The 14,638-nt window shown below is 52.1% G+C and carries 13 protein-coding genes; 9 read left to right on the forward strand and 4 right to left on the reverse strand.

Annotated elements, in window-relative coordinates:
* The first annotated feature begins 25 nt into the window (after positions 1–25).
* Positions 26–667 (forward strand): O-methyltransferase, encoded by a 642-nt coding sequence (locus ACZYR9_RS15145; protein ID WP_488979323.1) that lies wholly within the window; start codon positions 26–28, stop codon positions 665–667.
* Between the two features lie 93 nt (positions 668–760).
* Positions 761–2,176, forward strand: coding sequence for an aspartate ammonia-lyase (gene aspA, locus ACZYR9_RS15150; protein ID WP_488979374.1), 1,416 nt, complete (start codon positions 761–763; stop codon positions 2,174–2,176).
* Positions 2,177–2,265: 89 nt separating this feature from the next.
* Here the strand turns inward: aspA and ACZYR9_RS15155 are convergent, their stop codons facing one another.
* Entirely contained in the window at positions 2,266–3,027 is a 762-nt protein-coding gene (locus tag ACZYR9_RS15155; RefSeq protein ID WP_488979324.1) for an IclR family transcriptional regulator, read from the reverse strand.
* Positions 3,028–3,272: 245 nt separating this feature from the next.
* Between ACZYR9_RS15155 and ACZYR9_RS15160 the strand changes: the two genes are divergently transcribed.
* Genes ACZYR9_RS15160 through ACZYR9_RS15180 form a run of 5 tightly spaced genes read left to right on the forward strand, consistent with a single transcriptional unit; the run spans position 3,273 to position 8,318 of the window.
* Positions 3,273–4,382: an extracellular solute-binding protein gene (locus tag ACZYR9_RS15160; protein ID WP_488979325.1), complete on the forward strand. Its 1,110-nt coding sequence runs from the start codon at positions 3,273–3,275 to the stop codon at positions 4,380–4,382.
* Between the two features lie 9 nt (positions 4,383–4,391).
* Positions 4,392–5,507: an ABC transporter ATP-binding protein gene (locus ACZYR9_RS15165; RefSeq protein ID WP_488979326.1), complete on the forward strand. Its 1,116-nt coding sequence runs from the start codon at positions 4,392–4,394 to the stop codon at positions 5,505–5,507.
* Positions 5,500–6,357 (forward strand): ABC transporter permease, encoded by an 858-nt coding sequence (locus ACZYR9_RS15170; protein ID WP_488979327.1) that lies wholly within the window; start codon positions 5,500–5,502, stop codon positions 6,355–6,357. The genes ACZYR9_RS15165 and ACZYR9_RS15170 overlap by 8 nt, the downstream gene beginning before the upstream one ends.
* Complete coding sequence (locus ACZYR9_RS15175; RefSeq protein WP_488979328.1) at positions 6,354–7,157, forward strand: ABC transporter permease; 804 nt, start codon at positions 6,354–6,356, stop codon at positions 7,155–7,157. Before ACZYR9_RS15170 ends, ACZYR9_RS15175 begins: the two co-directional genes overlap by 4 nt.
* A gap of 15 nt (positions 7,158–7,172) precedes the next feature.
* Complete coding sequence (locus ACZYR9_RS15180) at positions 7,173–8,318, forward strand: M20 family metallopeptidase (RefSeq protein ID WP_488979329.1); 1,146 nt, start codon at positions 7,173–7,175, stop codon at positions 8,316–8,318.
* Positions 8,319–8,508: 190 nt separating this feature from the next.
* Here the strand turns inward: ACZYR9_RS15180 and ACZYR9_RS15185 are convergent, their stop codons facing one another.
* Positions 8,509–9,720: an MFS transporter gene (locus ACZYR9_RS15185; protein WP_488979330.1), complete on the reverse strand. Its 1,212-nt coding sequence runs from the start codon at positions 9,718–9,720 to the stop codon at positions 8,509–8,511.
* Positions 9,721–9,765: 45 nt separating this feature from the next.
* A complete protein-coding gene (locus ACZYR9_RS15190) occupies positions 9,766–10,515 on the reverse strand; it encodes a metallophosphoesterase family protein (RefSeq protein WP_488979331.1) in 750 nt (249 codons plus the stop codon).
* A gap of 342 nt (positions 10,516–10,857) precedes the next feature.
* Between ACZYR9_RS15190 and ACZYR9_RS15195 the strand changes: the two genes are divergently transcribed.
* Positions 10,858–12,363, forward strand: coding sequence for a CapA family protein (locus ACZYR9_RS15195; RefSeq protein ID WP_488979332.1), 1,506 nt, complete (start codon positions 10,858–10,860; stop codon positions 12,361–12,363).
* An 85-nt stretch (positions 12,364–12,448) separates the two neighbouring features.
* On the opposite strand, the gene ACZYR9_RS15200 is transcribed toward ACZYR9_RS15195, so the two are convergent.
* Positions 12,449–13,636, reverse strand: coding sequence for an HD domain-containing phosphohydrolase (locus tag ACZYR9_RS15200; RefSeq protein ID WP_488979333.1), 1,188 nt, complete (start codon positions 13,634–13,636; stop codon positions 12,449–12,451).
* 104 nt (positions 13,637–13,740) lie between these two features.
* Between ACZYR9_RS15200 and ACZYR9_RS15205 the strand changes: the two genes are divergently transcribed.
* Positions 13,741–14,562: a DUF92 domain-containing protein gene (locus ACZYR9_RS15205; RefSeq protein ID WP_488979334.1), complete on the forward strand. Its 822-nt coding sequence runs from the start codon at positions 13,741–13,743 to the stop codon at positions 14,560–14,562.
* Positions 14,563–14,638 lie beyond the last annotated feature (76 nt).

Here is a 14,638-nt window from a genome sequence, read left to right on the forward strand (position 1 = left end):
GAATCGGGAAGGAATGGAAAACAACATGACATCGCCATTAACGGCGGAGCAGTATCTTGATGAGCTTTTTGATACGGATGAGCTGCTGGAGCGGGTGAAAGAAAGCATCCGCGCCAACCTCATGCCGGAAATTTCGATCGCTGCCGGTTACGGGCGGTTATTGACCATGCTTGTGCGCATCGCAGGGGCAAAAGAGGTGCTGGAAATCGGAGCGCTCGGGGGTTACAGCGGCATCTGTCTGGCTCGCGGTTTGCCGCAGGACGGTAAGCTTGTCTCGCTGGAATTGAAGCAAGAATATGCGGATCTGGCTTACAAGCATCTTAGCGAAGCGGGGTTTGGACAGAATGTGGAATACCGGGTCGGTGAAGCGCTGGACAGTCTGAAGGCACTTGAGGAGGAAGGAAGAAGATTTAACCTCTTTTTTATTGACGCGGATAAAGGCAATTACCCGAATTACCTGGAGTGGGCGATCAGGCTGGCTCATCCGGGGGCTGTTATCCTCGGGGACAATGTACTTATGCGCGGGAAAGCCATAAATCCGGAGTCAAAGGGAAATGCGGTTGCGAAGATGAGGCTGTTTACGGAGATGGTGGCCCAGGATCCCCGACTCGAGGGTGTGCTGCTGCCGGCCTACGACGGGTTAGCGATAGCAAGGGTGAGGGCATAATTATAAGTAAAGGCTGTTATCATATCTTGCCGGGGAAACAAGCAAGCTGCTTTCATGCTTTTCCGACGATAGGAGGATACGATCTTGACACAGATGCGAGTAGAAAAAGATTTTCTGGGCTCCAAAGAGGTTCCGGCTCAAGCTTACTACGGCATTCAGACGCTGAGGGCAGTGGAAAATTTTCCGATCACCGGCTACAAAATTCATTCCGATTTGATCCGCGCGATAGGGTTGGTGAAGAAAGCGGCTGCCACCGCTAATATGGAAATCAAGCAGCTGAATCCGCGCATCGGGCAGGCTATCGTTCAAGCGGCAAAGGAAATTATTGAAGGACAGTGGCACGATCAGTTTATTGTTGACCCGATACAAGGAGGAGCAGGCACCTCGCTGAACATGAACGCCAACGAAGTGATTGCCAATCGGGCGATCGAGCTTTTGGGCGGAACGAAAGGGGAATATTTTTCGGTCAGTCCGAATACGCACGTCAATATGGCGCAATCGACCAACGACGCTTTTCCGACAGCCATTCATATCGCCCTCCTTTCATCCATACAGAAGCTGCTTGCAACCATGCGCGAGCTGCATGCCGTTTTTCTCGAAAAGGCGAAAGCTTTCGACGGAGTGATCAAAATGGGGCGGACGCATTTGCAGGATGGCGTTCCGATCCGTCTCGGACAAGAATTCGAAGCCTACGCAAGGGTGCTCTCGCGGGATATTGAGCGTATCGCACATTCGCAGCGGCATCTGTACGAGGTGAATATGGGGGCGACGGCGGTTGGAACCGGACTTAACGCCGATCCGAGATACATTGTTCGCGTAGTGGAGCTCTTGGCGGTAGAGAGCGGGTTCCCGCTGGTCAGCGCCGAGCATCTGGTCGATGCTACGCAAAACACGGATGCCTACACGGAGGTTTCCTCGGCGCTGAAGGTATGCATGATCAATATGTCCAAAGTCGCCAATGATTTAAGATTGATGGCGTCGGGACCGCGTGCAGGTCTCGGTGAAATTATGCTGCCTCCCCGCCAGCCGGGCTCCTCCATTATGCCCGGAAAGGTAAATCCGGTCATGTGTGAGGTTGTCAATCAGGTGGCGTTTCAGGTAATCGGCAACGACCATACCATTTCCTTGGCTTCCGAAGCGGGACAGCTTGAACTTAATGTGATGGAGCCGGTCCTGGTGTTCAATTTGCTGCAATCGCTCAGCATGATGAATCAGGTGTTTCAGGTGTTTAACAAGCACTGTCTGCAGGGCATCGAAGCCAATGTGGAACGCTGCGGTGAGTACGTGGAAAAAAGTGTGGGAATCATCACTGCGCTCAATCCCCATCTGGGCTACGAGACGGTAGCGCGCATCGCCCGCGAAGCTATTGTGACCGGACGTTCCGTGAGGGAGCTGTGCTTGCTGTACGATGTGCTCAGGGAAGAAGAGCTGAATCTGATTCTCGACCCCTATGAAATGACCAATCCCGGCATCGCAGGCGCCTCTTTATTGGACGAAAAAAACAAATGAAATCGATCATTTCCAAGAAGACTTGGCCTGTAAAGCGGCCAAGTCTTTTTATATGAAAACATATCCATCCTGCGAAGTCGCTTACGTGTTTATCTGCCCTCCCGATACCCCAGCTCATGGGATATTTCCCGCGTAATCTGCAGCAGCTCCCGGGTCCATTGCTCCTGATAAGGCGTCATACGGTCGGATGGTCCGATCACGCTGACAGAGGCGGGCACATGACCGTAAGCGTCGAAAATGGGAGCTGCAATTCCGGTTGCCCCTACGTTACGCAGATTGGAGCTGATTTCATAGCCGTTCTTCCGGATTTCGTCAAGCCGGTCCTTCATCCTTTGCGTATCGGTAATGGTATACGGCGTGAACGTGATTAAATCGTCGGACAGCACCTCTTGAATAAATTCCTCATCACGAAAAGCCAATATCGCTCTGGCTGCGGAAGTGGCATATAAGGGAAACCGGCGGTATTCCTCCGCATTGAAGCGGATCGGATACTGCGAATCGATTTTATCGACATAAATGGCATCGCTGCCGTCGATGATACACAGGCAGACAAGCTCTTTGGTCTTCTCGGAAAGTCTATGCAGGTATGGCTTGGAAAAATCAACCAGATTATGGTTTTTCAACACCTTGTTCCCGAGCTCCAATAATGTATATCCCAGTGAGTACTGTTTGTTTAGAGGATTTTGTTTGATGAACCCCTCGCTTTCGAGCGTCATTAGCAGCTTATGTACGGCTCCTTTGGAAAGCTCGAGCTTCCGGCTTAATTCGCTGACACCGAGCTCTTTGGGCGAATTCAAAAATATTTTCAGCAGTTTCGCGCCGTTTTTGACCGATGATAAATGATTGTCCATAGTATATGTGCTCCTTACGTAGTTAATATGCCTGGATTCACTATGAAATTAGAGTAAGTGTATCACAAAAGATGTTTTCTTCCCATATCCTTCTAGATCATGTTATGTAATATTACATGGAAAAGGTTTTTTTAAAAAATAGTATTGCAGAACTTTCTGCTCCATGCTAAAATCACAATATGTTTTACATATAGAAAACGTCGTTCTCATATAGAGAACGATAACACATCAAAGGAGGAAAATCAATGAACAAAAAAGTGGGGATTTTGGCAGTTCTGACTTTATGCGGAACCGTACTGGCAGCATGCGGCTCTTCGTCGAAGGAAGCTCCGGCACCTGCAGCGGGAACGACAGGACAGGATAATCCTGCCGCAGCTGTGGAAAATCAGCTTGTTGTAGCAGGTAACGGGGCAACTGTTGAACAAATGATGAAAGATGAAGTGTTCAAGAAGTTCAATGAAAAGTATCCTGATGTAAAATTAACTTACGTAGCAGGCGTGGCAACGGAAATCGTGGCTAAGGTTAAGGCGCAAAAGGCTTCTCCTCAGATTGATGTAACCGTTATCGAAGCCGGCGAGCAGGAAGCAGGCCGCGTCGAAGGCTTGTGGGAGCCTATTACCGAAAAAGAGGTCCCTTCGATAACCAAAGTATCTCCTGAACTTAAAGTCAATGAGAACAGCGGCGTAGCCGTCAACTTTACGCCAATGGGCATTTCCTATAATGCCGCCCTCGTACAATCCAAAGGCTTGCCGGTTCCGGAATCCTGGAACGACCTGGCCAGACCGGAAATGAAGGGCAACCTTACGTTGAGCGAAATTTCCAGCAACTTCGGCCGTTCCGCGCTCATTATGCTGTCTTACGCCAACGGCGGTTCCGAGAAGGATATGGAGCCTGGTTTTAAGAAGCTGGAAACGATTGCGGGATATATGCCGACATTTGCCAAAAACGCAGCACAATTGCAGCAGAACCTGCAAAACCAAACCGCTGCTTATACGGCATGGACAATGGCCCGCAGCTTAGTGCAGAAAGACGCCGGACTTGACCTGCAATTCGTCATTCCGAAGGAAGGCTCCAACCTGGTGCCGACGGTAGCTTCCGTAGTCAAAGGCGCGAAAAGCCCGAACGCAGCCAAGCTGTTCGTTGAATTCCTGCTGTCCGATGAAGTGCAAACCTCGTATGCCACAAAGCTTTATTATAACCCGGCTACGAATGTGAAGCTTCCTGGAGACATTTCCGAAAAGCTGAAAGTAGATATGAGCAAAGCCGTGAAGTTCGATTATGCCGTTCTTAGCAGCGAATCGCCAAAATGGCTTGACCGTTTCAACAAAGAAATCGCACCCAAGGTAGGGAAATAGGTGATCCCCGTGTCCAAAACGATTGATGTAGAATTGAAAGGCATCCAGAAAAAATTCGGTTCCAATGTCGTTGTAGAAAACTTTAACCTGCAGGTCGAGCAAGGAGAATGCGTCTCCTTCCTCGGTCCTTCAGGATGCGGCAAGACGACTACGCTTAACATGATTGCAGGCTTTCTTGAGCCTGACCAAGGCGAGCTGATCATCAAAGGAAAGAAAATGAACGGCGTTCCTTCCAACAAAAGAGAGCTCGGCATGGTGTTTCAAACGTACTCCTTATTTCCCCATATGACGGTATTTGAGAATGTAGCCTACGGTCTTAAGCTGCGCAAAACGCCGAAGCCGGAAATGCAGGAGCGCGTGAAGAAGGTGCTGGAGCTTGTGAAGCTGCCGCATGTATCGGACCGTTACCCGAAGCAGTTGTCGGGCGGTCAGCGCCAGCGGATTGCTATCGCCAGAGCGTTGGTGACCGAGCCTTCCCTGCTGCTGTTGGATGAACCTCTCAGCAACCTCGATGCGAAGCTCCGCGAGGAGCTTCGCGATGAGCTGAAGCGGCTGCAGCAGGAAATCGGCGTAACGACGATTTTCGTGACGCACGATCAGGAAGAAGCCATGTACCTGTCGAACCGGATTGTTGTACTAGATCATGGCAAAGTAGAGCAAATCGGCTCTCCGTGGGATATCTACAATATGCCGGCTTCAGAATTCGTTCATACCTTTATTGGTAAATCGAACCGGATGAGCGGTACCGTAGTATCCGCTTCAGAAACGGATGGCATCCTGCTGCGTACCCATGAAGGCCTTCAGCTTCGTGCGGCGTTCAAAGGCCGGACTTTTCAATCGGGGGAAGCGGTATCGATCTACGTGCGTCCGGAGAAGATAACCTTCTCTACCGGAGCAGGCCTGCAAGGGGAAAGCCGCAATGAAGCGCAGGGACGTATCGGTCAAATATCGTTTTTGGGTTCCTATGCGGAAAGCGAAGTCCTGCTCGGAAGCTCGGTCATCAATGTGCGTATGCCTTCGGACAGCCAGGACCGCATTTGGACGGCTGGCGATGAAGTGAAATTACAGTGGAAGCCGGAGGATGTGTTCGTATTTCCGGGAAAGGGGAATGGGGCTAATGGGTAAAGGCGCTTTATCCTCCGTACGTTCTGCCGCATTCCTCCTTGCCCCGAGCCTTGCCGTTGTGGCGGGTGTATTCCTGCTGCCGATGCTGTATATTCTCATTCTCAGCCTTCAAGACGGCGACGGACATTTTTCTTTCGAGAATTATGTGCTCTTTGTTCAGGATCCCTATTATCTGCAAATTTTGTGGAGAACGGTCAAAATGGGTTTGTTAACCGTGCTGGCCTGTCTCATTCTGGGCTATCCGGTAGCCATGTATATGGCGAAGTGCTCGGGTAAAATGCGCGGTTTGATCACGTTCCTAATTATCTCGCCTCACTTGATCAGCGTTGTTATCAGGAACTTCGGTTGGGTGATTATCCTGGGGGAAAAGGGCTGGATTAACAATACGTTAATGCAGCTGGGATGGATCGATCAGCCGCTTAAGCTGATGTATAACGAGCTTGGCGTCGTTATTGGCTTGACCGATTCATTGATCGTTTATATGATTCTGGCGATCGCCACGAGCATGTACCAGATAGACGAGTCGCTGTATAAAGCGGCAGGTATTCTGGGCGCAAGCAAATTGCGCACCTTCTTTACGGTGACGCTCCCGCTTACGCTGCCCGGCATCATGGCGGGTACGACGCTCGTGTTCAGCCTGTCGATGAGCGCATTCGTTACGCCGGCACTGATGGGCGGAACGTCCGTCAAGGTGCTGCCGGTCATTGCCTACGAGAAAATTATGGCTCAGTTGAACTGGCCGCTTGGTGCCGCACTTGCATTCCTTCTGCTCGGATCGACGATTGGCCTGGTCACTTTGTTTACCCGGCTTATGGAGACAAAGCGGTATAAAGAGGTGTTTTCCTCATGATCAAACGTATCACTCCGCTGGGAGTCATTACCTTTTTTGTTGTATTATTTGTCATCTCGCCGCTGTTGATCATTATTCCGACCTCAGTAACGTCGGCAAAGTATCTTTCTTTTCCTCCGGTCGGTTTTTCCTTCGACTGGTACGTAAGAATATTCGATCGTCCCGAGTTTGTTGAATCCTTCTGGTTCAGTCTGCAGCTCGCTTCGCTTTCAGCGGTGCTTTCAACATTGATCGGAACGATTGCCGGTCTTGCCCTTCATAAGTACAAATTTCCAGGAAAAGGGATCATTAACGGACTTTTGCTGTCCCCGCTTACTGTGCCGGCGCTGATCATCGGGATTGCGGCTCTGCTCTTTTTCACACGGATCGGACTGGCGGGAACCTTCACCGGTCTCCTGTTGGCGCATATCTTAATTTCGATTCCCTATGTCGTGCGATTGGTGCTGACGGGGCTCAGCTCCTTTGATTATACGCTGGAGCGTGCCGCATACATTTTGGGCGCGAAGCCGATCAACGTCTTTTGGGATATTACGATGCCGATCATTAAGCCGGCGATCTTGTCGGGAGCGATTTTTGCTTTCTTAACATCCTTTGACAATGTAACGGTATCGCTCTTCCTGATCTCACCGACGACGACGACGCTTCCGATGGCGATATTCAGCTACATGCAGGAAACGCTTGATCCGCTTGTAGCGTCCATTTCATCGGTAGTGATTTTATTAAGTCTTGTATTTATTATTTTATTGGAACGTGTGTACGGTTTGGATCGGCTGTTCGGTTCGAAATCACAGTCGCACTAACGGAGATGCTGCTTGGTGAAGTTACAGACATTAAAAGAACAAATTGAAACGTATTTGCCTGATTTCCTTCAATTGCTTGAAGAGAGCGTGAATATCGATTCACCGTCCTCGGATAAGCGGCAGAACGACTTGATGGCTGACTGGTTTGCGCGTGAATTTGAGCGGCTTACCGGCGGTAAAGTCGTTCGGGTCCCGAGTGAAACGTATGGAGACCGCCTCTTGTGCGAAGTGGGAGAAGGGGATAAACAAATTCTTCTGGTGGGTCATTACGATACTGTTTGGCCGCTGGGAGAGGCGGCTCGAAGGCCGTTTAGAGTAGAGGACGGGCGAGCTTACGGGCCTGGCGTATACGATATGAAAGCCGGATTGCTGCAGGCTATATTTGCGCTCAAGGCGCTGCTGGACTCCGGCGGGTTCCCGGAGGATAAGAAAGTCGTATTATTGATGAACAGCGATGAAGAACTGGGAAGTCCGACATCCCGGGCTTTGATCGAGGAGCAGGCTAAGCGGTCGGCTGCCGCTTTTGTACTGGAGCCTCCGATGGAGCCGAGCGGAGCGCTCAAGACGTCCCGCAAAGGCAGCGGACGCTATAAGCTGTCCGTACAGGGCGTTTCTGCACATGCCGGGGTGAGCCCGGAGAAAGGCGTATCCGCGATTCATGAGCTCGCTTGTCAGATTCAGAGTCTTCATGCGCTGACGGACTTTTCACGGGGGACCACGGTGAACGTCGGCGTGATCCGCGGCGGTATCGGAAGCAATGTCATCGCGGAGCATGCCGAAGGAGAGATTGATGTCCGTGTGGCCACCTCCGCCGAAGCGGAACGCATCGAAGAGGAGCTCACCCGGCTCGGTCCGGTGCATCCGAAAGCCCGGCTTACGCTTTCCGGCCGGATGATGCGCCCTCCAATGGAACGAACCGACCGCACGGCGGAGCTGTTTGCTTTGGCGCAGGACATCGCCCGGACAGATCACGGCGTTGAACTGACGGAAACGCATACCGGCGGTGTAAGTGACGGGAATTTTACAGCCGCGGCCGGCACACCGACACTGGACGGTTTGGGCCCCAGAGGCGATTATGCCCACTCTCCGGATGAATACGTCCGGATTGATGAGATACCGTTTCGCACCGCATTGCTGGCAGAGCTTATCCGGCGCTGTTAACCTCAGGTTTCATCTGCATGAAACAGCCTGGTACCGATATTAGGTACCAGGCTGTTTGTTGTTCTCCTGCTCTTTAGCGATATACCTGTACAAAGTCTCAAAAATGCAATATCTTCCAATACCGGGAGCTGTGGATATAAAATTCATACCCATTTATACCGGAATAGGAATGTCGTTTCTTATCGATGGATTACGGGCCGGTTTGCTGTTCTTTTTTTACGTTAAATAAAGAGAGCCGGACCCACAAAGCGTTTAAAAGCAGCAGCACGGCAGCCGTCAGGAAGATTCCCCGGATGCCGATCACCCCTGAGACGGCTCCCCCGATTACCGGTCCGAGCATGTTGCCCAAAGCCAAGGAGCTCGTATTAAAGCTGTAGGCCCGGCTTTCCATACCGCTTGGCGTATACTCCCGGATTAAGGTCTGAACGGAAGGCAGTAGTCCTCCCATAAAGACGCCGAGCAGGAAACGCGAGGCCAGCAGCTGCCAAATGTTGGTGACGAAGGCCTGAGGGATAAAGGCCAGTCCCGTGCCGATTAAAGCGATCGCCAGAATGCGATGCGATCCCAGCCTGTCTCCCAGTTTGCCCAGCAGCGGCGAGGCGATCATATTGGAAAACCCGGTCACCGAGCCGACCAGTCCGGCATAAAAGGCCAGCAGCTGCCCGCTGCCGTGAAGCTCTTGCACAAACAAGGGTATGAGCGGCATCGAGCTCAAAATGGAAAATTGAATCAAGAAAGTAACCGAGTACAGCGCCGGCAGCTCACGAATACGGATCAGCTCGCGAAAGCCGCTGAATACCGACATTTTGGGCGTATTTTTGGCTTGTTCGATGTCGAATTTTTCTTTTACCAGGAATGCGGCGAGCAAGGAAGCGGCGAACAGAAGCCCCCCGGTGATATAAAAAATGGGGCGAAAGCCGACCCATTCCGCCAGCAATCCCCCGAACAGAGGGCCTAGAATCGTGCCGGCCACACTGCCGGACTGCAATGTGCCCATGGCGAAGCCCATCCGTTCACGGGGCGTATTCGCAGATACCAAGGCGACGGCGGCCGGCATAAAGCCTGAAATGACGCCGTTGGCCATTCGAAGCAGCAGCAAATGCAGCGGTGTGGCGGCCAAACCCATGAACGTCATGACCAAAGCCATGCCGAAGCCTGACCGAAGGAGCATGACTTTGCGTCCAAAGCGGTCGGCAAGCCCTCCCCAGATCGGTTGAAAGATAAACGCGGTAACGAAGTTGGCGGCGAAGATAAAGCCGGCCCACATGGCCACTTCATGCGGATCGTGAATTCCCATTTCCTGAATATATAAGGGAAGAAACGGAATGATCATGGTCATTCCGCCCATGACCAGAAATTGTCCAAGCCAGAGGACGATTAAGTTGATTTTCCATCGTTCCAACAAAGGTTCCTTCTTTCCTTGCCCGGATTTAAAACCTGCACCGCATTAACGCTCCAATCCGGTGCTTTGCTCATAACGATACCGCTCCAGCTCGGGCAGCCCAACCTGTTCAGCGGCGGCAATGGCTTTCTCGATGTCGTATGGAACGCGTACCGCTTGTACGGAGAACGGCGCTTCCTCCATATGGTCTAACCATCCCTCCAGAATGACATAGCTTGCTTGAGGCAGTCCGTCATAGGGAGCTCCGACACTGCCCGTATTGAATAACAGCAGTCCCCTGGTTTTCTTGGATTTCAGCGTCTGCAGGAACGGAACATGGATATCTCCATATCCGATCACATCAGGTGCGAGATCCGTTCCCTGAAATGCTCCTGTGCGCTCGGTGTTATCGAACATCGCAAGCTTTTCTTTTTTGTCCGCTTTCCGAAGGACACGGTGATAGACGCTCCGAGCGGATGCGTGAAACAGGCGTATCCGCCTTCCGCTCATCCGAAGATCCACGGAAAAGGGCAGCTCGCGCAAATAGCGGAGCCGTTCTTCACCAAGCCGCTCCTGCTGCCACAACCCCTGTTCCTTTTCCTGGGGAAGATTGATGCCATGGTCCCAATTTCCTTGCACCGTAGCTTCGCAAAGCTCGCGAATCCGATCCACCGTCTCGCAAGGCTGAGGGCCTTTGCCGATCAGGTCGCCAAGACAAATCATTCGCGTAATCCCGCGGCGGCGGATATCCTGTACAACGGCTTCCAAAGCCTCCAGGTTCCCGTGGATGTCGGAAATGACCGCAATCTTGTCCATTATCAGCCTTGGCCTCCTGTTGTCTTCATTTTTTGCTTATCTTTTCCATTATACCACATCCCGGGCAACTATATTTTATGGATTGCATCCGCCAATTCACATTTCTCCATTTAGAAGGATGTGTTTAGCTCCTGAGGCCGAGCTTCCGGACAATCAGCAGCAATGAATGATGTCGGGGCCGGCAGCATTTTTTGGCACATTTGCCCATGACCGAAGAGGGGGGCTTTGGTATAATAAGGACACGGAATGAGGAAGTGGGCAGCAGGATGGAAAGTGGGGTAGGTTACGATCAGATCGCGTACAGAAATACATCAGCGTAAAAAAGAGAAAAAAAATAATCGGATGTTATGGCTAAAGATCGGTTTGCTGACCGTTCTGACGATAAGCGCCTTCGCTTATTTAATGGAATGGCTCGATCGGCCGCACAGCATACCTGGCGGCAAAGCGGCGGTAGAACCCGACACGCGGGCTCCGGGCACAGGATTGCATCCGACGCAGTCTGAAGCGTCAAAGCCTCCGGGAGTTCAGGAGAGTGAACAGGCGAATCCTTTGCAGGGAAACGGGAAAGAAGCTCGTGTGAACATTTCTTTTGTAGGAGATGTGATGTTCGCGGGCAAGGTGGACGATCTTCTGAAGCAGCACGGATATGATTATCCGTTCAAATATGTCCGTTCCTATCTGGAGAAGGCGGATATTTCCGTCGCCAATCTGGAGACGCCGGTAACGATGCGGGGCACGCCGGAGGATAAGACGTACGCCTACCGTTCGTCGCCATCCGCCCTTCCCGAGCTCAAGAAAGCAGGGGTGGATCTCGTCAATTTGGCGAACAATCACAGCATGGACTATGGGGTCGAGGGTCTCCTGGATACCTTGGATCATCTGGATGCACAGGGGATCATGCGGGTCGGTGCGGGAAGAGACAGTGAAGAAGCGTACCGTCACGTCATGATAGAGCACAGCGGGATCAAAATCGCATTCCTCGGGTTCAGCCGGGTAGTTCATTCACCAAGCTGGTATGCAGGCAAAAGCAAGCCGGGACTTGCTGAAACGTATTCAACAAAGCTGCCGCTTCAAGCGATCGCCAAAGCCAGGGAAGAAGCGGATCTCGTTGTCGTTATCGCCCATTGGGGAGAAGAGCGCAATAACCGTCCCATCAAGGTGCAAACCGATCTGGCCAGACAGTATATCGATCAAGGAGCGGATCTGGTGGTTGCAAGTCATCCGCATGTGCTGCAGGGATTCGAGCAGTATAAAGGGAAATGGATCGCGTACAGTCTCGGCAACTTTATTTTTACGACCAATGAAAATTCGGCTACATGGGAGAGCATGGTACTGGAAGCGTCCTGCTCGAAGGAAAGAAGCTGCGATTTGCAGATGGTGCCGATTTTGACCAAGTGGGCTCAACCGATTCGTATGGTGCAGGAGAATGGCCGCAAGCTGTTCGATAAGCTGACCGGCATTTCGGTCAATGCGCAGGTCGATGCGGAGGGGCGGGTTACGGCTGCAGCCGTTCCGCCAAAAGTGCAGCCGGCCGTTCATTTCCCTGCAGCAGAGATGAAGAAGCCCGCAGAAGCGAATAAGGCTGCCGGTTCGGGCAGCACGGCAGATCCGGGCAAGAAAACAGACGGCAGTACCGTGAAGCAGACCGATACGTCCAAGTCCAGCGGTGCAACAAAGCATAACGAACCGCCGAAAGCTAGCGGTACGCCTAAATCGGACCAAACAACAAAGACAAGTAACGAAGCCAAACCAGGCGGGACATCTAAGCCGAGCGAATCCGCGGGGTCTCAAAGCCAGACCAAACCGGACACTGCGACCAAGCCTCCCGATCCTGATGCGGATGAGTAAAGGAATGCCAGCCGAAGCGCTGAATAAATAAACCCTTGGCCACTCTGTTGGTCAAGGGTTTATTTATTTTTACAATCGCTCAAACCTACTCAATGGAAGCTTCTTCAAGCGCCATATCGGAATATTCATCCCGCACCTTCAAGATCTGGGGCAGCTGCTCGATGAATACATCAACCACCCTCGGATCGAAGTGCCCGCCGCGCTCCTCTTGCAACAGCTTCAATATGCGGTCGAGCTTCCAGGCCTTCTTGTACACTCGCTCGCTGCCGAGGGCGTCGAACACATCCGCAATGGCGGTGATGCGGCCGTAAATATGTATGTCTTCACCGCGCAGGCCGCAAGGATAGCCTGTACCGTTCCACTTCTCGTGATGCTGGTAAGCGACGATCGCAGCCGTTTTTAAAATTTGGCGTTTGGAATTTTTCAGCAATTCATAGCCGATGAAAGTGTGCTTTTTCATCATGTCGAATTCGTCATCCGTCAGCCTGCCGGGCTTGTTCAGCACGGAGTCAGGAATCGCCACCTTGCCGATATCGTGCATCGGGGAGGCGATTTTGAGCAGCTCCGCCTCTGTTTCGCTCATCCCCAGACCTCGTGCGAGAATATAAGAGTACTCCGCAACACGTTTAACATGGTTGCCCGTTTCTTTGGAACGGCTTTCCCCGATTTCTCCCATCGTGAAAATGATTTCCTTTTGCGTTTCCTCAATTTCATGGGTCAACCGTGCCGCTTCAATGGACTTTCCGGCATAGGATGCGGCCAAGGTTAAATAGTCCATATCCTCTTGCGAGAACCGCTCGTTTTCCGTCAGCTTATTGACGGCCTGGTAAGCGCCGATAATTTCGCCCTCGTTATTTCGAAAGGGAATGACCATGAGCGTCTTTGTACGGTAGCCCGTTTGCTTGTCCATGGCAATGGCGCCGCTTTGGAGCACTTCTTTATACTCTTCATTCGAGTAGGCGTCGTCGATATAGATCGGTTGTCCGGTGCTTACGGCATGGCCTACAAGACCGGCACTCATAGGCATACGAAGCGGCGTTACGCCGTGGGCTACGGTAGAATACAGCTCTTTCTTGTGACGGTCGAGCAGCCATACGGTACACCGGTCGGATACGACCATTTCGCGGCCCATATCGGCCATCAGCATCAGCAGGCGATCCAGCTTGCGTTCGTTGGCAATTTTGGCGGCATAATCAAAAATAACCCGAAGCATCTCCTGGGGATTCAAATCCTTTTTAAACCCAACTGGATCTGCATTGTCCGCTTCGTTCAACGTTGATTCCTCCCCGAAAACATTTTCTCAATGAGTTAAATCATATTATAATGGCTATAGTTCTGTAAACGATCGCGTTGTTATCATAAAGGGGGAGAGCAGGAATGACGGATCTGCTGGCTGGACTTGCCGGGAGTCTGCTCATCGCAGGAGCAGCCTATTGGAAAAAATCGCTGTCGTCTACAGGCTTGGCAGCGGCTGTACTGCTCGGCACCTTGATGTATGCGGCAGGAAGCCTTCCGTGGTTCGGGACGCTGATTGCCTTTTTTGTTACCTCATCGGCATTGTCCAAGTGGAAAAGCCGCAGAAAAGAGGCTGCGGAAAGCGGCTATGCCAAATCGGGGAGGCGCGACGCAGGACAAGTATGGGCTAACGGCGGGCTGGGGCTTGCACTTTGCATCGGTCATTGGCTGTTTCCGCACCCCGCCTGGTGGGCCGCTTTCGTCGGTGTGATGGCAACGGTCACCGCAGATACCTGGGCAACGGAAATCGGCGGCATCAGCCGTACAGCTCCGAGGTCCATCGTTACCCTTCGTATCGTAGAGTCCGGAACATCCGGAGGCGTTACTCCGCTTGGACTTGCCGCCTCCGCTGCCGGAGGGCTGTTCATTGGGGCCGTGGCTTGGCTGCTCCTGCTCATGTCGCCCCAAACTCCGGCTGGAGCTTTCCCGTCCGCTTCGGCCCTATGCGTCATCGGACTGCTCGGAGGGTTGGCGGGATCGCTGGCGGACTCCTGGCTTGGCGCGGTATGCCAAGTAATGTACCGCTGCCGGGGGTGCGGCAAAGAGATCGAAAAAAACCGCCACTGCGAGGCAGCGGCGGTTCGAATCCGGGGACATCAGCTGATGACCAACGATACGGTTAACGCGTTAAGCTCAACGTTCGGCGGTTTGATCGCCTTGGCCTTGTGGCTTTGGCTCGTTTAGTCGTGTTTGCGTGAATAAGCTTTGTATGTGACGTAGATGGTAAGTCCCGAAACAATTAATGCAATGATGACGGAGA

Source organism: Paenibacillus sp. F024 (genome assembly GCF_057814255.1).

Excerpts from the sequence above, each read along its gene's own strand:
- ACZYR9_RS15190 (WP_488979331.1), bottom strand. The coding sequence starts at position 10,515 with ATGGACAAGATTGCGGTCATTTCCGACATCCACGGGAACCTGGAGGCT.
- ACZYR9_RS15175 (WP_488979328.1), top strand. The coding sequence starts at position 6,354 with ATGATCAAACGTATCACTCCGCTGGGAGTCATTACCTTTTTTGTTGTA.
- ACZYR9_RS15145 (WP_488979323.1), top strand. The coding sequence starts at position 26 with ATGACATCGCCATTAACGGCGGAGCAGTATCTTGATGAGCTTTTTGAT.
- aspA (WP_488979374.1), top strand. The coding sequence starts at position 761 with ATGCGAGTAGAAAAAGATTTTCTGGGCTCCAAAGAGGTTCCGGCTCAA.
- ACZYR9_RS15160 (WP_488979325.1), top strand. The coding sequence starts at position 3,273 with ATGAACAAAAAAGTGGGGATTTTGGCAGTTCTGACTTTATGCGGAACC.
- ACZYR9_RS15170 (WP_488979327.1), top strand. The coding sequence starts at position 5,500 with ATGGGTAAAGGCGCTTTATCCTCCGTACGTTCTGCCGCATTCCTCCTT.
- ACZYR9_RS15195 (WP_488979332.1), top strand. The coding sequence starts at position 10,858 with ATGTTATGGCTAAAGATCGGTTTGCTGACCGTTCTGACGATAAGCGCC.
- ACZYR9_RS15205 (WP_488979334.1), top strand. The coding sequence starts at position 13,741 with ATGACGGATCTGCTGGCTGGACTTGCCGGGAGTCTGCTCATCGCAGGA.
- ACZYR9_RS15155 (WP_488979324.1), bottom strand. The coding sequence starts at position 3,027 with ATGGACAATCATTTATCATCGGTCAAAAACGGCGCGAAACTGCTGAAA.